Raw genomic sequence first — 19,886 nt, forward strand, 5'->3', positions numbered from 1 at the left:
GTTTTGATTTTTACTTATAAACTTACAAACTTTCGCGAACTTACGAAAGCGACAAAAGCGCAGAGCAACACAGACAGGGCAAGGACGACCACCGGAATTAGCAACCCCTGCAAAAAAACATCATGTCCCAACTGGACCAGCAACAGCAGCGGGACCACCACGAACAGGGAAAGGTGTGCTGCCGCGCGCACCGTTTTGACCCGCAGCGAAAGCACCAGCGAAAAAGCACTCGTTATGAGCACTGCCGAGATTGCCCCAAAGATGGAGGCGACAGCCTCCGTGGTAGAAACTGCGGGATGGGCAAACCAGTAGGCGATCTGCACCAGCAGAGAAAACGCCACCGGGAACGGAATGACCGCCAATAGCTTGCCCCAAAAAATTTTCGCGGGAGCGACCGGCGACAGTTGCAGCAATTCCAGCGAACCGCGCTCACGTTCCCCCGCAAAACTGTCGGCAGCCAAAGGCGCCCCCATCGGGGCCATGATGCACCCTAGCAGGAGCATCATGTAACCTTCCATGCCCTCCATGATTTGTCCGCCGTAACGAGACACCGCGATTCCCTGCGATGCGGCCAGAATGACCGGAGGGATGATAAAGGGAATCCAGAACCGGGGTTCCCTAAATATCAGGCGTATCTCGTGACGAAACACATGGAGCATATCGCAGGATTACAGCAAGTCCTTGAAGAAATCGTTGCCCTTGTCGTCCACGAGGATGAACGCCGGGAAGTCCTTGATCGTGATCTTGCGGATGGCTTCCATGCCGAGTTCCGGGAAGGCGACGATGTCGTTGCTCAGGATGTTCTGCTCGGCGAGGATAGCAGCCGGGCCACCGATAGAGCCGAGGTAGAAGCCGCCGTACTTGTGGCAGGCGTCGGTCACGTCCTGGCTGCGGTTGCCCTTAGCGACCATGATCATCGAGGCGCCCTTGCTCTGGAAGCGCATCACGTACGGGTCCATACGGCCAGCAGTCGTCGGGCCGAAGCTTCCGGTGGGCATGCCTTCCGGCGTCTTGGCCGGGCCGGCGTAGTAAATCGGGTGGTTCGACACGACTTCGAGAACGGTCTTCTCGATATCGGTAAGAGTTTCGCCCTTTTCCTGCTTGTCGAAGATTTCAGCAATCTTGGCGTGAGCCATGTCGCGGGCCACAATCATCGTGCCCTTGAGGTTCAGGCGGGTCTTGACCGGGTACTTGGTGAGTTCGGCGAGCACGTCCTTCATCGGGCGGTCGAGATCGATTTCCACAGCCGGAGCCATGTTCACGGCGTCGCCCTTCGGCAGGTACTGTTCCGGATTGTGTTCCATCTTCTCGAGCCAGAGGCCGTTCTCGTCAATCTTCGCCTTGATGTTGCGGTCGGCGGAGCAGCTCACGCCGATGGAAACCGGGCAGCTAGCCGCATGGCGCGGGCAGCGAATCACGCGCACGTCGTGCACGAAGTACTTACCGCCGAACTGGGCGCCGATGCCCGTCTTCTGGCAGATGTGCAAAACCTTCTCTTCCATCTCCACGTCGCGGAACATACGGCCGCCTTCGGAACCCGTGGTCGGAAGGTCGTCGAGGTAGCCGCAGCTCGCAAGCTTCACGGTGTGGGTGTTCATTTCGGCAGAAGTACCGCCAATCACGATGGCCAGGTGGTACGGCGGGCAGGCCGCAGTACCGAGCGTCTTCACCTTGTCGCTGATGAACTTTTCAAGGGACTTCGGGTTGAGGAGCGCCTTGGTCATGGGCCAGTAGTAAGTCTTGTTAGCAGAACCACCGCCCTTGGCGACGAACAGGAACTTGAGGTCGGCGCCTTCTTCGGCGTGGATGTCGATCTGGGCCGGGAGGTTGCATGCCGTGTTCTTCTCTTCGTACATGGTCAAAGGAGCAATCTGACTGTAGCGCAGGTTCTTGCCGGTGTAAGCGTTGTAGATACCTTCAGAAATGGCCTTCGCATCATCTGCGCCGGTCCAGACCTGCTGGCCCTTGTGGCAAATACAGATGGCAGTGCCGGTATCCTGGCAGAACGGGAGAATACCCTTGGCGGCCACGCAGGCGTTCTTCAAAAGCGTGAGGGCGACAAATTTGTCGTTATCGCTCGCTTCGGGGTCCTGGAGAATCTTCGCAACCTTCTGCGTGTGGGCCGGGCGGAGCCTGAAGCTCACTTCCTCGAATGCCGCCTGGGCAATCTTGGTGAGCGCCTCGGGGGCGACCTTCAAAATTTTCTTGCCTTCGAATTCGGCAACAGAAATACCTTCTTTGCCGAGGTTCACGTATTCAGTCTTGTCTTCGCCGTGCTGCACGGTCGCTTCGTATTTGAATGCCATAGTAGTGGTTAGTGGTTGGTGGTTAGTGGTTGGTGGTTGAATTTTTCTTCAAAGATAAATCTTTCGTCTAAGTTGGTGAGCCAATCGAACCACGTCCTTCATCGAAAAAATCCCTGACTAGATGGAGCGGTCGCGCCCGACAGAGGGACCTTTTTTGCCAAAAAAGCCGATGAAAGGTCAAATAGACGGATTTTTTTAACTTTTTTTAACTTTTTTCGGACTATCCGCTTATAGAAGTGTTATTTTTTGAGCATAAAAGTTTTTAACCCCAGAGAGGAATATCACTATGAAGAAGATTCTGTTGGCAACCTTGGTTGCATCCGCAATGGTCTTCGCTGCCGAAGCCGCAGCCCCTGCTGCCGCTCCCGCAGCCGCACCCGCAGCAGCTCCTGCCGCTGCACCCGCCGCCGAAGCACCCAAGGCTGAAGCAGCCGCTCCTGCCGAAGCAGCCCCTGCTGCCGAAGCCGCCGCACCCGCTGCTGAAGCAGCCCCCGCCGCCGAAGCTCCTGCTGCCGAAGCAGCTGCTCCTGCCGACTCTGCTGCACCTGCCGCCGAAGCTACCGCCGAAGCCGCTCCTGCTGATTCCGCCGCTCCGGCCGAAGCCGCTGTAGCCGAAGAACCGGCCAAGGACACCGCCGCTGCCGAAGTTCTCGAAGCCAAGGCCGAAGAACCCGCAGTTGACAGCGCTGCTCTCGCCCAGGCCGAAGCCGACAAGAAGGCCGCCCAAGAAAAGGCCGCCAAGGAAGCCGAAGAACAGAAGGCTCTTGAAGGCAGCAGCATGGGCTCTGCCAAGACCACCATCATGGAAAACCCGTGGGAATTCCTGATTGTGTCTGCCGCGTTCGTGGCCTCCGTGCTCGTGATTATCTTCACCGGCAAGGACTAATTCCTAAAGCAATCGACTTTCTCGGCGTCCGGCACCAGCCGGACGCCTTTTTTTATGTTGTCGTTTTTTTGTTGTCGTTTTTTTTACACATTTTGAAAACTATGCAAAAAACCGCAAATTGCGGTTTTTAGAGCACATTCGCAATGTTGTTTTTCACTCAACGGAAATACGTTGTTTTTTTTAACAACAAAAAACGCCCCCTATATAATAATGGTTATAAACGTGTGATTAATTTCACATATTAGACAATTATACCTATTTCCATATGAGGAGGCAAAATGGAAAAGTATCTCTCTAAAGCTGTAAAATTCGGTGCGGTACTCGCATTCGGATTGGCAACAAGCAACGCATTTGCCGTAGACGCCTGTAACGAAGATATGGGACATCCGGGGAACGGAACCAACGTGAGCGGCAACAAAGTCGGAGGCATCAGCGGCACACCTTGGGGCTTCGAGCAGTGGTATCAGGGTGGCAACGCAACCATGACCTATTACAACAACGGTACGTTCAAGGCCAACTGGAGCGGTTCGAACGACTACCTGACTCGTGTGGGCTACCAGTACAACGGAAACGGCATTAGCCACACAACAAAGCATTTCACGGTCGACTACAAGTACACTAAGACGGGTAACGCCTCTTACGGCTACATCGGCGTGTATGGCTGGACAAAGAACCCCGAAACCGAATACTACATCGTGGATGACTGGTACAGCAAGCCGAGCGAACAGTATGTCGGCGAAAAGTTCGGCGAAATCACCGTGGACGGCGCCAAGTACACCATCCACGCATTCCTCCGTCAGCAGGAACCCTCCAAGTCGGGAACCTCTACGTTCGTGCAGTTCTTCAGCATTCGCGAAACGCCGCGTCAATGCGGCCACATCGACATTTCTGCCCACTTCAAGAAATGGGACGAACTCTTCACAGGTCAGAACCAGCAACTCCGCGGTTCCAAGGGCGGCGCCTCCGCTCAGCTCAAGTTCGGTAACGTGACCGAAGTGATGCTCATGACCGAAGCCGGTGGCGGCGCTACGGGTTCTGTGGACTACACCTACTTCAACATGAGCGACAATGGCGAAGCAAGCCCGGTTGGCGGCGGCGAATCCGCACAGAGCAGCACAAGCGGCGACGCTGGTGCCGGTCAGGGTGCTGGCCAAGGTGCCGGTCAGGGTGCTGGCCAAGGCGCTGGCCAGGGCGCTGGCCAGGGCATGGGAGGCTTCGACATGGGCAACTTTGACTGGAGTTCCTTCGGTCAGGGTGGCGGCCAAGGCGGTGGCCAAGGCGGCATGGGCGGCTTCGACATGAGCAACTTTGACTGGAGTTCCTTCGGTCAGGGCGGCGGCATGGGCGGATTTAACTTTGGCGGTGGCCAAGGTGCCGGTCAAGGTGCTGGCCAAGGCGGCAACTCCGACTTCAGCAATTTTGACTGGGGTGGAACAAATACAGGCGCCAACCAAGGTTCTGACACTCCGGCCACAACGACCCCTGTTACAACGAATCCGGTCATCACTCCGGCCGACAATGGTGGCTTTGCAGCCCTCCCCAGCGAAATCAAGGCTGTCAACACCTCCAAGACCTACAAGGTATTCAACTCTACCGGACGTTACCTGGGCACCATCCAAGCCAACGCCGGAACGAGCCTCAGCGACGCCCTCTTCGCCAAGTTTGGCAAAGGCGGCATCTACATGCTGAGAAGTGGCGCCAAGACGGTTACCGTCAAGGTCGCACACTAAACGATTCTTTATACTGACTACTCCTTATAAAGTTGGCATCCCGGGCAACCGGGATGCCTTTCTTTTTGCAAAGGCTTACTATTTAGAAGATTTTCAACACAACAGCAAACCTAAAGCATAGATACAAGAAAGGCCTGCGAGTTTAACGCAGGACCTTTCTAATTTAATTCAAGGCCTCCTTAGAGGCGCCCCCAAGGGGAATTAGTACGTTACGTAGCAAGAGACCTGCATCGAAGCCTTCACGGTAATTTTCGTTCCGGCAGCAGAACCGTCCTTACAACTCTTAGGTGTAATATTCGCGGACCAGTTAATCTTATGTTCCTCGCCGTCGATTTCCAGAATGACGCCATCGCCTTGGGCACCGCAAACCATCTGGCAGTTAACCGCATTGGGAGGATACTGGGCCACTAAAGTCTGCCCGCCGGTAAAGGCCTTGGTGTCGTCCTGAACCGAGTACGGAATGACCACGTCGACCTGTTCCGGATCCACAACGGACACCGATTCGCAAGTATAGTCAAAAACCGTCTTGTCGCTGTTGGTCACCGAGACCGTCGCGCTCACGTTCTTCTTGTGCATTTCGCCGGTAGCCACCATCGTCGCCGAAGTCCCGCTACCCGAGACCTCTGCATCGCTCGACTTCCAGGAGTACCCGGTAATTTCCGCTTCGGATTCGGCGACCACGGTCCAGGTAATGGTTTCGCCTGCATTGACAGAATTCTTCGCCGCCTTGCAGGAGGTCACCGTAATAGGAATACCCTGCACACGCAGAGGATCACATTCAATATCGTTGCCATCGACATTCAAAGATGCCTTGTAGACACCAGACGTTTCGTAGGTCTTGTTCACCTTGTCCATTCCGTTGCCCTTCAAGACCTTTCCATCGTCGAAAGTCCATACAAACGGGGACATGATTTGATCGAACACGTCACCATTCTGGCGATAGAACGCCCAAGTGGCCATTCCGCCCTTTTCTATTTCGGTAGTCATCGGAGCACAGGAGCCGTTCACCACCTTTTTGGCTTCGGCAAGGACTTCTTCGGAGCTGACAGTTTCTGTCGCAGCAGAAGATGCCGGCATCCAGTCTGCATTTGCAGCCGACTGCGGCGTAGGCTTGTTATCATCGCCCGACGGAGAAGAAGATGACGTCCCGGAATCAGAGGGCTTATCGTCCCCCGGCTTATCTTTATCCGGGGTTCCGTTATCGCCACCCTGGCCATCGGACGCTTCTCCAGAAGACGATGAACCTAGCAGGTTCTGGCCGTTTTCAAAACTGACCACCGAATCGTCATCGTCAGTACCAGACGACGACGAGGTGCTACAACTGGAAAAAAAGGGCACAAGCGCAAAAGCACCCGCCACAGCAGGAACAAAAAGTCTATTCAAACGAATCATGATTACAAAAATATATAAAAGGAAGTGCATATTCAGCATAAAAAAAGATTACGTGACAACAAAACGTGATTAAATTGTCTATTTTCTAGGGGAATAGGAAACTATGGTATTGGGAAAACCCAGTTTAGGAGGCTTTATGCCGTTTTTTATTGTATGTATTTTTGCTTTTGTAGTATTCGCTGCGGCAGCGGAACAGGAACAGCCGACTCCCTACGACCTCATCCGGCCCATCTGGCCAATGAAGTGGGACACGGCTGCAACTGACGAAGGTGGCACAGTCGAAAGCTTCAGCAAATACGTACCCGACAAGGAAAAACACAACACGGTCCCCCCAGTCGGCTCCATGCCGCAGGACTTCGTCGCCAACGGTTTTATTCCAGACACCCTGAACCAGGCTTTCCGTGACGCGCAGAACCTCCGCATCGGGCGTATCCGCGTAAACCAGGCCGGTTACCTCCCCGACGATCCGGAAATGCAATTCTACTATGTTTCTGACGGTTCATGCTCCGAAACATTCTCTATCGTCGATCTTAACGGAAACGAAGTCGCTACCGGCGGAACATTCAAGTCATCTGGGCTCAAGACATCGGCACACTGGGAAATCAAGGCGGGCACAGACGCCGCAACCGAAAAAAAAGGCCGCTATTCAGCCACAGCCAACGCTCCCTCCGGTACAGTCTGTATAGGCCACATCGTCCAGTTGGCTGGCAACCTTTCCCTGGAAACCCGCTACCGCATCAAGGTTCTCAAACAGCTTTCTTCTACATTCATCATCAGCCCGCGTGTTTATTCCATGGTGCGCGACGCCTTGATCAAGTTCTACGGCGTCAACCGCAGCGGCAACTCGGAATCTTGGTTCCACAAGCCGAGCCATACCAAAGACGGCGGTGGCCCGGTCGTGAACGACATCGGCGGAGCCGTTGCCGGCGGTGTATCCTTCAAGGAAGGCGACCTGCAGGGCGGTTGGTACGACTGCGGTGACCACCTGAAGGAATCCTATACGCAAGCTTACGCATTCATGGTCTTGGCCGTTGTCGCAGGCGGCAACCCAGACCGTGACGACGACCATTACGCTTACAACCATGGCGAAACCATCAACACAGACGGTATCCCCGACATTCTGCGCGAAGCGAAGCACGGGGCGGATTTCTTCCTGAGGGCCTACCGCGCCGCAAACGGAGTCATCGACAACATGCCCGTTTCTATCGGTAACTTCGGTGCCGACCACAGCTGGTGGGGCCGCCCGGAAAACCAGGACGCACTCCCGACCACGCTCGCTCGCCGCGGCGGCCCGCACGAACGTGACGTGCGCCTGGGCGAACTCAACGCAAACGTTTCAAGTGAAATTGCCGCAGGTCTCGCTATCCTTGGCCGCGAGTACGCCACCTACGACAAGGCGTTCGCGGATTCCTGTAAGATGCTCGCCACAAAGCTCTATGAATTTGCAAAAGACCTCGCCCTCGGCCGCAAGACTTACGCCAACAACAAGTACAAGGGCGACTGGGGAACCCCGGCCTATAGCGGCAGCAACTCCTACCTCGACGACATCAGCGTCGCCGCCATTGCCCTCCATTTCGGCACCTATCCGGATTCCGGCATGAAGTACTTGAACGACGCCGTCGAAGACAAGACCATTGGCGTTGAACAGGAACCCGGCGTGGGATTCTTCCGCGGCGGTTGGTTCGCCGGTTCCCGCGACGGCATGCGCAAGTCCAGTAACACGGACTGGGCCAACGTCCAGACTTACGCCCTCTACGCATTCTACAAACTCCTGCTCAGGGACGAGGCAACAGCCGCCAGTTTCGGCATCAGCAAGGACGATAGGCTCTGGTACGCCGAAAACGTGGCATACATGTTGGCAAACAACGTGTCCGCCCGATCGGGAACGGGCTCTACCGCCATCACTATCCCGCACCCGAGCGATGGTACCCGAACCGTTTCTGCAAGCGACCTTTGGTTCCAAATGCAAACCCAGATGGCCTGGATCTACAACCGCTACCAAGCGGGCAACATTTTTGACGTGTTCGCCTATGCCGACGTGACCAAAGACTTGGAAGGCGTCAGGCTGCCTCAGAAGGGCGTGCAGAACTGGAATTCCGCCAAGATGAAGCAACTCGGCATCAACCAGCTCAACTACCTCTTCGGTGTGAACCCGTGGGATATTTCCTTCTTGATTGGCGTGGGCGACAAGAGCGATAACCACCCGCACCACCGTGCCGCCAACCCCGAAGGCAAGAACATGCCCGGTGCTGGCTACAAGTACAACCCGCCGACCGGCGCTATCTTTGGTGGTGTTCCGCCCGAGGGCAACAACGAATGGATACCGAGTACATTCAGCTGGGAAGACTACTTCAAGTCTGAAACCTGTATCGACGGTACGGCAATGTTCCTCGCCGCAGCGACAACGGCCATCAAGGAAGAAGACCGCAACCGCGCACCGTCCAAGATTAACGTGGAAATCCGCTACGTGGGCTACGATTCGGCCATCGTGAAAATTTCGCAGGATGTCCGTGGCCCTGCCATGATTCTTTACAGCACCAACGAGACGGGCCCGTTCAATGTCGCCGTCAAGGATTCCGTCCCCGGCGTAGCGCACGACATTCACATGACAGGCCTCAAGAACGGCACCACCTACTACTTCAAGGTCGTCGCCATCAACGCACGCAGCGAAGCTTACGCCACCAAGTGGCTCGTGGATAGCACCAGCACCCCGTTCTCGTTCACCACACTCGTAAGCCAACCGGGCCCGGCCGATATCCAGCACGTGAAGGTCTGTAACCTTACCGCCGATAGCGCCGAAATCATGTGGTACACCCCGAACGGCCAGTACGAGTCCAAGATGTACTGGGATACCGTGCAGACCACCTACGACAAGATGCAGTGGAATACCGGCGATACAAACGCCGACGTTTCCGGCATCCCGACAAGTTTCCACTATGTAAAGATTGGCGGGCTCGAAGAAAAGACCACATATTATTATTGTGTCGAAAGCAACGGAGTCCGCAGGTGCAACAACGACAAGAACCAGCCCCTCAAGTTTACGACTCCGGTACGGCGCTACAACTTCGACGTGAGCGTTTACCAGTACGAATTCACTGGCTTGGACTTCTTGAACTTGAACCTCGTCAACAACGAAGACAAACCCTTCAGCGACCTGACACTGCGCTTCTACGTCACCGCAAGGCCCGAAGAAATCGAGGCTGTACCGGGCGAGAACAACCTACCGGGCACCTGCCCGCTGCTCGTCGACGAAGATATCTGCCAAGCTTACGACGAAGCCGGTTTCAACAGACCCTGCGTCAACAAGAACGGGCAGAGCGTTGATGACTCCCTGCGCTACTACCTGAGACACGCAGTCCCCGTCAAGCTAGAAGACACCTACGACCCCGCGACAGGAACATACGACTGGTACATTCCTATTCCGCTTGGCGGTACCACGATCAAGTCGTCTTCGCGTATGCGTATCGACATCGGCGTCTCGTCGGGTATCTACCAGAACGGAATTTGCGAAACGCTCCGTACCCCAGCCAAGAAGCGCCTTTCTGCTACTTCCGGGGACTGGTCCTGGTCGCCCCACAAGCGTGACGAAGACGGAGCCGACTATGACGGCGTCCCGGTCTGGGACAAGAACCAGGGCGATTATGAACAAGCGCCGGTCAACCCCTACATCGTTGTTTACCGCAAGGATGAATTCATCTCCGGCTTCAGCCCGTCTTACCAGGAAATGGTGACGAAGAAGGCCGACTACAAGATGACGGTCGCCTACAACCCGCCGTTCAACGTATCCAACGGATCCTACATCAAGATCGACTCCTCCACCAGCACGATGCACGTCCGCGGTACGGCGCTCATCACCGAAAGCGGCTACGTGACCGACATCTGGGTCAACGGCGTGGCACTCACTCCGGAGCAGTTGAAGAATGCGGCCATATATAACTACGAAACGGGCAAGTACGACCTCGACATCCCGGTGAAGCTGACCATCGGAACGAACAAGGTAGACATCACCGTGTTCGCCGGCCCGAACCCGGAATGCCAGGAATGCCAGGAGAACGGTGGCTGTGCGTTCAACAACCGCACCTACTACGTCCAGTTCAGCAAGGGCGACCGCACCGCAGGCAAGCTCCAGCTCGTCCGCGAAGACGGAAGCTCCGTCACCAGCCCGGTGACCGACAACCCGTTGAAGTTCAAGATTATCGTAAGCGACAAGGACAACGCGAAGAACTCCACCGTGAGCGTCTCGTTGCACAACTCCAGAACCGGCGAATCCTCGAGCATCACATTGAAAAGGACAAACGAAGCGCTCGGCTATTTCGAAAGCGATTGGCTCTCCGCTATAAAGCAAGAAGAAGCGAGCATCCCGAATGTCGCCTTGCTGGGCGGAGACACCGTCACGGTCATCTACATTGACGCCGGAGACGATGAAGACTCCACGGCACAATACTTCTATGCAAAGCCAACGACCCCGATTCCGCTGCTTGCGCAGCTGGTTGACACGGACTGCAATTCCGCCGCTGATGTCATCAACATGACCTTCACCGGAAGCAAGTTCGACAACGACAAGGTCAAGCTGGACAGCGTTGTCATCACCTTAGACGACCAAGCCGCCAGCACGTTCACAGCCAAGCCCACGGCAGCCGTTATCGGCGACGAAGTCCAGATCTCTCTAGGCGATGCACTCCCTGCCATTGCTGACCCGAGCGGAAAGGTTACCATCTACATGACCGAAACGGGTTCCGTCAAGACATCCGACATCCAGATTACCGACGGAGTCGCACCGATGCTTACGAGCGTGACCATCCTGGAAAACGAAAACCACATGTACACGCAGGATACGCTCAAGGTTATTTTCTCCGAACCGGTCAACCTGGCCTCTAAAACAGTCTGGCCATTCCGCATCACAGACGGTGCCGCCGAGATTCCGCAAGAGACCATCGTTGTTCGCGGAGCCACGACGACAGATAACGGCAAGAGCTGGCAATATGTCATCGAAGGCAACAACGAAGGCAAATTTATCAAACAAGGTTTCAAGGCCGAAATAGCGTCCGGTTTCAACGTCACTGACCAAATCGGCAACGCACTTTCTACCTGTAACGGCCCTGCCACCATCGTGGAATCGGTCCGCCCGGTACCGGCCCGTTACGCCTCGATTACCGACGTCACCGGAGACGGACAGCCCGACGAAATTTATATCGAGTTCGCCAAGGTTCTCCGCGAAAAAGACATGTTCGACACCATCGACGTCTACTGGGGCAATCCCGACATCTACAAGGCATTCGCCAAGCCGCAAGGTGGATGGGCGCTCGATACGTTGCTGGGCGACATCGTCGAAAAGACATCCTACGTAGTCGACCCCGATTCCTCCAAGGGTACTTGGTCTACAAAGGAAAAGTCCTTCTGCGAAACAGTCAACGTCCCGGATACAATCTACAAGACGGTCGAGACCATCGACTCCACGACTGGCGAAACGGTCACGCATAAGGAAATCCAGTCTATCGGTCAAAAGACCGTGCAAGACATGAGCACCTGTAAGACGACGATCGACTCCACCTTTATCCCGGCGACAACCGAAGTCAAGGAACAGGTACAAAGCCAGTACTCCATCATCCGCATCCAGGTCCCCGAAGGAACATTCAAGAATGCGACCTACGGCAGCCGCAACGGAAACGGTTTGATTCTCCCGAGACAAGGCCCGCTGGGCGGATTCTTCGACGACAACACGGCTCCGCTCTCCGACAAGTGCCCGCCCATCATCTTGAAGGCTTCTTGGAAGGGTATCGACATGAAGGAAGACGGCCAGACAGACCTGTTGACACTCACCATGTCTGAACCGCTGGACACTATGCCAGAACAACCCTACCTCATCGAAAGGAAACGCGACGACAAGGCGGGAGTCTACATCGAAAAGGTTCACCTCAACCGAATCGAGCACCAGCCGAACTCGACAACGTTCATCTACTACTACAACGATGACGACAACCAGACGACAACAGTCCACATCGGTGACTACGTAAGGCTCGTACCAGAAAACAGCATGAGCTTCTACAAGGATGCCGCAGGCCTGTTCGCCGGCGAAGAAACACCCTGGGTTCCGGTGGTCGGTGTCGTGAGCAACGTGAAGATCAAGGTGTCCATGCCGGAACATCTCGTCACAGGCAAAAAGGAATTCGCCTACAACGGGGCAGTCCTAACCAAAGACCAGTCGTTCAGGCTCTCTGTCAAGAACAAGAGCGATGCCGAAATCATCATTGCCGAAGGCAACAGCAAGCTCCATTCCGTTTCGTCGCTCCCGATCAACAATTATGTCCACGGTGGCCCTGTATTCCAGATAGACCTTACATTGCCGCAAGTCCTCGAAAACACCATTTCTGGAGAGGCAAAGCGTGAATACAAGATCAATCTGGAAATCGACTTATTCACCAATCTGGGCGCATTCGTCAACAAGGTAACGTACAACTTCGACCTTAACGATTTGAAGGAATACATCAGCGCAAACAGCACAATGACCATGTACTTGGAATGGTGCTCGATCGACGGTTCTCCGGCAAGCAACAAGGGCAAGAAAATTGGCACGGGTGCCTATATCGCCCGCTACGACATCACGGCGAAGGGTGCCTACAAGGCAAAGCAGCCGGATGATGGCGACAAGACATCGGCCAAGAAGAAGAACGAGACCGGGACCATTTCGTTCGGGTTCCGTCGCGAGCCGAAGAAATAAGCGCTATCAAAAATTTTCATAAAGAAAGGGCTCCAATGGGCCCTTTTCTTTTTTTTGTACATCTCGTCCAATTCCATCCTCAAGTCTACAATTTTCTTACATGCGATTTTTTCAAAAAATCTTTTGACAAAAAAGAGTGATTTGAATTTTCTGTTTTTGCAACTTTGAATATAGGGAACAGACAGGGAACAGTTTATGATACCGGCGCTTTCTCCCCTCCTTTTTTAAACATAGTTTATAGGTGATTAGGGGTAAACTTGTTCAAGGGAGCCGCAAGGCCCTTGTTCTTGGTATAAGGAGGCATCGTGATTATCAGATCATCGATTACATCGTTTCTGTTTGCGGCCACTGCTTTACTTGCGGCAGGGCAAGAACAGCCGACACCATACGATTTAATAAGGCCCGTTTGGCCTCTCACATGGGACGAATCCGTTTTCGATAATTTTGATACAACGGTCACCTCCAAAAAAAACATGGTCCCCAAGGAGCGCACCCCAGACACTTACAAGCCGAACGCATTCATTATCGATACAGTGAACCAGGCATATCGAGATGCCATGAATGTCCAAATTTCCCCCATTCGCGTGAACCAGTCGGGATATTTGGAAAGCGACCCAGAACGGCAATTTTACTATGTAGGCGACGAAACTTCTTTTGAAATCGTCGACATCGACGGCAAATCATTCTCTCCGGCCATCACGGGAACCTTGGTCGCTTCTGGGCAAAAAACATCTTCGAAATGGCATATCAACGCAGGGACAAATGCCGCAACTGGCGACCAGTGGCGTTATTCCGTCACAGCAACAGGCCCCTCGGGCAACTTGATGATAGGAAACATTCCCCAAGGAGTCCCTACGGACACTCGCTTGCGCATCAAAGTCGGGAAAAATATTTCGAGCACGTTCATTGTCAGCGAACGCGTTTATTCCATGGTTAGGGATGCCTCGCTCAAGTTCTACGGAATCAACCGCAGCGGAAACAGCGAATCCTGGTTTCACGAGGCTAGCCATACCAAAGATGGCGGCGGCCCCCTCGTCCAAGGGCCCATAGACGTGAGATCCCCTTTCGATGCGAGCCAAGCCGGAACTCTGCAAGGCGGGTATTACGATTGTGGAGACCACCTGAAAGAATCCCAGACGCAAATGTACGCCTTTATGGTCACCGCCTTGATTGCCGCGACCAACCCCAATGCCGACGAAGACCATTACGACTACAACCATAAAGAAACAATTAACAAAGACGGCATTCCGGACATCCTCAGAGAGGCCAAACACGGCGCCGACTTTGTCCTCCGTTCCTTCGTCCGCGCAAAGGGAGTCATCGACGACATGGCCCTTTCGATAGGGAACAGCGGTACAGACCATGCCTGGTGGGGGCGCCCTGAAGACCAGGACAACATTCCCGTTGACGGCTCCACCGCGGCAACCGACCGCGGGGGCCCCGGTTCAAGGCCAGTCCGTCAAGGCGAAATCGGTGCGAATGTCGGTGGCGAAACCGCTGCAGGCCTCGCCATGCTCAGCAAGATGTACGCCGAATACGACCCTAAATTTGCAGACAGTTGCTTGATGGTCGCCGAAAAAATGTACGACTTCGCAAAGTCACTCATCCAAGGCAAAAACACCTACGACGGTGGGAAACCCTTCGTCCACAACGGTCTGCTGGCAATTTCATCCCCCGCCTACCAAGGGAACCAGAGTTATATCGACGACATTGCCCTCGCCTCCGTGGCGCTCCTCTACGCGACCGGGAAAAAGGAATATGCCGACGACATGATACGCACCCGAGACATGTTCGACGGGCAGCAATTCGGCGACGGCCCCTGTTTTTTCCAAGGTGGCTGGTTCGTCACCAGTGACAAGGGATTTTTCAAGAACGTAACGAACACAAGCTGGGCAAACACCTATTCCCATGCTCTTTATGCACTATATAAACTCATCCTTAGCGACAAGGACAAAGCTTTGAAGGAATACGGCCTCACCGAAGAGGAATGGTTAAACGCCATAGAGGACTGCATCGCTAACATGATTGCAAATATTAGCGACATGAGCAAATACATCGGCATTCCCGAAACACTTATATTCCCGACAGTGCCAAATATATGGAAACAAAGCCAGATCACTTATGACAACCTCTGGTTCATGACATTGACCGACCAGAACTGGATTTACAACCGCTACCTTGCCGGAAACATCTTCGATATACTCGCTTATGCAGACATCACCTCGGACATCGAGAAAAAAGGGATTTCTCTCCCGATTATGGGAACACCAGACTGGAAAGCCGCCGAAGCAAAACAGTTCGCCATCAACCAGTTGAACTACCTGCTCGGAGTCAATCCTTGGGACGTATCTTTTGTCATGGGTATCGGCGACAAGAACGACGCCCACCCGCACCACCGCGCAGCAAACCCCGAAGGTAAAAATGTACCAGGAGGCACCCCCTACAAGTACAAGCCGCCCGTAGGAGGCCTTTACGGAGCCGCCCCTCCACTTGGCGGAGACTTAGGCGACGGAGTCTTGGGACTCCCCGATAACTTGAGCTGGGAATATTACCAGATGTCCGAAATCTGCATCGATGCCACGGCATCGTTCCTAAGCGCAGTAAGCCTTGCTTCCAAAAAAATTGACAAGACTATCGCACCGGACATCAGCGTGGAAATTCGCCACGTGAGCGTAGATTCCGCCATAGTCGTCGTCAAGCTGAGCCAACGCGGGACAGTCGATATCATGTACAGTAAAGAAGACAACTCCTTTACAGAAAAAGCCTCTTCGGCCAGTGCGGGAGTTTTCCACCAAATCGTCTTGAAAAACCTGACTCCGGGAACCTTGTACAACTTCTATGTAAAAGGGTACAATGCCTACAAGCCGACAAACAGCAAAGACAAATACATGGTGGACAGCACAAAAACGCCCTACAGCTTTACAACGCTCAACATGCTCGAAGCAGCCGACATACAGAACATAACGGTCTGCAATGTCAGTGCCGACAGCGCCGAAATCATGTGGTACACCCCGAATGGCGAATACGAATCCAAAGTCTATTGGGACGTGGCACCACATAACAACGCCTCGGAATACGCATACAACACCGGGAACGGCAATGCCGATGTTTCTGGCATCCCCACTAATTTCCATTACGTAAAAATCGGCGGGCTCAAGGAAAAGACCACCTACTACTACATGGTCGAAAGCAACGGGAAACAAGTCAACACAAACAGCGAAACCAATACGCCTCTAAAATTCACGACGCCGGTCACGCAGTACAATTTCAGCGTGAAAACGCTCCAGTACGAATGGGACAAGAAACCGGCTATCAACATAAACATCGTCAACAACGAATCCAGAGCATTTGACAGCCTCACCATACGCATGTACATGCGCGGCGACGACGACCTCTACGACGACGTGGCCATCCGTACCGACATTTGCCAAGCCTACGACGAGGCCGGATTCAACAAAGCGTGCGACGCATCCACTCTCGCCGTACTCAATGAAGGGTTCCGCCATGTGCGCCCTGTAAAAATCGAGGACACTTACGACGCCGAAAGCAAAACGTGGCAATGGTACTATCCCATTCCCCTTGGCTCCACCGTCATCAAAAGTTCCAGCCGGTTCCGTATCGATGTCTTGTTCGTCGCTAGAATCCGTTCCCCAGGGCAAGACGACCCGCTTGATACTCCGCCCCAGAACAAGAGATTGTACTGCCGCTCTGGAAACACTTGGCACTGGGTAACCAATATCCAAGCCACAGAAACAATAGACAAAAATCCGGGCGATTGGAGCTGGATGCCCCATTCCACGGACAATGCCGAAGATATCGATTACCCCGGCATGCCCTGCGAAGATAAAAACGTCGGAGACGTCGATTTCGACGCAGCCCCCGTCAATCCCTATGTTTCCGTATATCGCAAAGACGAATTCGTGTGGGGTTTCAGCCCTTCCAAATCCGAGATGAACACAAAACGTGCCGATTACAAGCTCGACATCACCTTGGATCCGCCTTTCAACGTCTCGAACGGTTCCTATATCGAACTCGATCAAACAAGCAGCACCGTTTACGTAACAGGGCACGCCCACATCACCGAAGGCGGCTATATCACGAAAATATGGGCAAACGGTCAACTTGTAACGGGAACGTCGACCATCTTTGGCAACGAAAAGCTCATTTTCGACGACAAGGGCACATCGGTCGTCGCCCAGTACAACCTTGCCACCGGCCTGTGGGATCTCAAGATTCCTGTGAAGATGGGCGTAGGCAGCAACAAGGTGGACATCACCGTATTTGCAGGGCCAGACCCCTCTTGCGAAGAATGCCAGGAAAATGGCGGATGCGCATTCGAAAACCGCAACTACTACGTTCACTTTACGCGAGGGAATCTGACTCCGTCGGCGCTCACAATAAAAGACAAGGACGGAAACCCCATCGTAAGCCCGGCAACCCCAGGTTCCACGCAGTTCAACATCTTTGTCAGGGACTTAGACAAGGCCAAATATACCGAGCCCCTCACCGTATTGGTCATCAATTCCAAAAAATCCGACACGCTCGTGGTCGAATTGCAGCCCGACCCAAGTACCCCCGGGAATTTCCATAGCGCAAACTTGATTTCTGCCGTTAGCAAATCAAAGGAATCGCACGGGAAAGATGAAATTTCATTCTTCCCGGGAGACACAATCCAAGTCATCTACATTGACCCCGATGACGAAGAAGACATATCCAAGCAAATGTTCTTCGCCGAAAGCCACGACCCGGCCCCACAAACGGTGCTAGCACAAGACACCGACTGCGACGGCGTTACAGACCAGTTGAGCATCAAATTCAGCAACGCCTTCAACGAAGATTACAGCCTTGATTCTATCCGGCTGTTCTTGGACGGAATGCCCGATACAGTAAATGTCGCTCTAGACAACATAGACTATCTAGGACACGACGAAGTCATTCTCCCCCTCACAGGCATAGGGGTGCCCGTCACGCCCTCTCCATCGGGCAAAGCGACTATAGTCATTTCGAACAACGGCACGGCGACCCATCAAAGCATCAAAGTAACCGACGGGATTCCGCCGACACTCATGAGTGTGACACTCCTCGAAAATCCGAACCACGAATCGGAACAAGACACCCTCATGGTGGCCTTCTCCGAACCGGTCATCCTCACCGACGAGACGACATTCCCCATCGCAACCGATGGAGCCCCAGGAACAATCACGCTTGTAACCAAGCCAACCACGGCAAACGACGGACTCAGTTGGCTCTACGTCGTCGTCGGCAACACCGAAGGCAAAGTCATCCCGGTCAAGGGCATGGCAACGATTGCGCAAAACGCCCTGATTACAGACAAGGCATTGAACCGCCTTATCCCTGGCGGTGGTTGCAATCCCAGCGTGACAATTGTCGAGACTCCGAAACCAGTACCGGTAACACTTGCCGAAATGAGAGACCTCGAAGGCGACGGCTACCCCGACGAACTCTACATCCGGTTCCAGAAACACCTACGCCCGATAGACATGCTAGACAGTTTTGTCGTAGACTGGGGACGCCCTTCCATCATCAAGAGTTTTATCACGAAATTCGATTCTTCTAAAGGTTCTATAAAACCCACAGACGACTTCTGGACTATCAAGGATTCTACGACATCAACAGGCACAATTTCTATTGTCAACATCCACATTCCCTCATCGATGAGTTATCCGCTTGGAACAACATCCGGTGCGAACGGGAACGAAAGCGGCTACTATGGCTCCATCACACCCCGCTTAGGGCCAAAGGGTGGATTCTTCGACAAGGACTACCCCGTTGTTGACGCATGCCCGCCCATAATTCTCCGGGCACGAAAAGAAATGAAAAAAGACATGAGCATTCTTACGGTTACTTATTCCGAACCATTAACAGACCTCAACGTAGAAACGCTCCACTATATTGAACGCAAACGCGGATCCAAAGCGGACGTCTACCCCGCCCCTCAAAATGTAACTCCAGGCGACAGCAAGGCCACATTCTTCTATAACGAATCGAGCGACGATGGTGTCAATGTAGGCGATTTCATCCGCTTCGACATAAACGCCGCAACATCCCGCTACAAAGACAAAGCCGGGAACTACCCCACCCGATACAACCCTTGGGTAAAGGTCATTGGGGATGCTTCCGAAAAAACGCGCTTCTCGGTTGCCATGGTACAGCCGGTTGCCCAAACAAAGAAAGGGATACCACTGTACACACCCGAAACGCAACCTGCGCATAACGATATTTTCCGCCTCACGGTGCTCAATGCAGACAACACGGAATCTATAGTCAATCTGAACAACAATACGATAGGCATGCGCCTTGGCGCAGAATATGTTCATGGAGGGCCGCTGTTCCTTATCAAGGTCTTCGTTCCGGCTGCCCAAACAGGAGGCAATAAACAAAAATACCTTTACGACATAAAGCTTTCTGTCGATGCGCACATCTACGACAATATCGGGCAATACATCGCCCAAAAGAAATTCAATATAGACTTCGGGGAAAATCCGGCCTGGCGCGAAGCCATTGCCGAAGACGGAACTCTGTACCTGAATTTAGAGTGGCTCGTACACAACGAGGTCGCCCCCCGTTCCGAAAAAGGAAAATTCCTCGGCACGGGTGCATACATCGCCAAGTTCGACTTCAACGCTACACAAACATGCACCGAAGATACCGAAGGAGATGGCGAAATTCAATGCAAAATCGGGGCCAAAGAAAAGACCAGTGACGAGGCTACAAAAACATTCGGATTTAAACGCGTAAAATAGTATAAAAGCAATTTTTTTGGAGGTTCGCCCTATTTTATTTCACAAGAAAAAAAGGTATATTTCCCATCAGGAAGGGGATCAAGTTGCCTA

7 protein-coding genes are annotated in these 19,886 nt (G+C 53.5%); 4 read left to right on the forward strand and 3 right to left on the reverse strand.

All coding sequences use genetic code 11. From position 1 onward, the window contains the following. Positions 1 to 14 precede the first annotated feature (14 nt). Both Q0Y46_RS02975 and Q0Y46_RS02980 read right to left on the reverse strand, forming a co-directional pair. Positions 15 to 659 carry an ABC transporter permease gene (locus tag Q0Y46_RS02975; protein WP_295681718.1) on the reverse strand — a complete coding sequence of 215 codons (645 nt, stop codon included), beginning with the start codon at positions 657 to 659 and terminating at the stop codon, positions 15 to 17. A gap of 9 nt (positions 660 to 668) precedes the next feature. Further along, complete coding sequence (locus tag Q0Y46_RS02980; RefSeq protein ID WP_295681715.1) at positions 669 to 2,306, reverse strand: fumarate hydratase; 1,638 nt, start codon at positions 2,304 to 2,306, stop codon at positions 669 to 671. Positions 2,307 to 2,592: 286 nt separating this feature from the next. Here Q0Y46_RS02980 and Q0Y46_RS02985 point away from each other — a divergent pair, with 286 nt between their 5' ends. Together Q0Y46_RS02985 and Q0Y46_RS02990 are read left to right on the forward strand one after the other, a co-directional pair. Beyond that, entirely contained in the window at positions 2,593 to 3,192 is a 600-nt protein-coding gene (locus Q0Y46_RS02985; RefSeq protein ID WP_295681712.1) for a hypothetical protein, read from the forward strand. A gap of 278 nt (positions 3,193 to 3,470) precedes the next feature. Further along, positions 3,471 to 4,922, forward strand: coding sequence for a glycoside hydrolase family 11 protein (locus Q0Y46_RS02990; protein WP_297944708.1), 1,452 nt, complete (start codon positions 3,471 to 3,473; stop codon positions 4,920 to 4,922). Positions 4,923 to 5,123: 201 nt separating this feature from the next. On the opposite strand, the gene Q0Y46_RS02995 is transcribed toward Q0Y46_RS02990, so the two are convergent. Next, on the reverse strand, positions 5,124 to 6,314 hold the full coding sequence (locus Q0Y46_RS02995) for a hypothetical protein (protein WP_297944711.1): 1,191 nt from the start codon (positions 6,312 to 6,314) through the stop codon (positions 5,124 to 5,126). A gap of 136 nt (positions 6,315 to 6,450) precedes the next feature. Here Q0Y46_RS02995 and Q0Y46_RS03000 point away from each other — a divergent pair, with 136 nt between their 5' ends. Together Q0Y46_RS03000 and Q0Y46_RS03005 are read left to right on the forward strand one after the other, a co-directional pair. Continuing rightward, complete coding sequence (locus tag Q0Y46_RS03000; protein WP_295681704.1) at positions 6,451 to 13,032, forward strand: glycoside hydrolase family 9 protein; 6,582 nt, start codon at positions 6,451 to 6,453, stop codon at positions 13,030 to 13,032. Between the two features lie 305 nt (positions 13,033 to 13,337). Beyond that, the gene (locus Q0Y46_RS03005; RefSeq protein WP_297944715.1) at positions 13,338 to 19,796 is read left to right on the forward strand and encodes a glycoside hydrolase family 9 protein; all 6,459 of its coding nucleotides are present in this window, start codon (positions 13,338 to 13,340) and stop codon (positions 19,794 to 19,796) included. Positions 19,797 to 19,886: the final 90 nt, after the last annotated feature.

Source organism: uncultured Fibrobacter sp., from assembly GCF_947305105.1.
Classification (GTDB): Bacteria; Fibrobacterota; Fibrobacteria; order Fibrobacterales; family Fibrobacteraceae; genus Fibrobacter.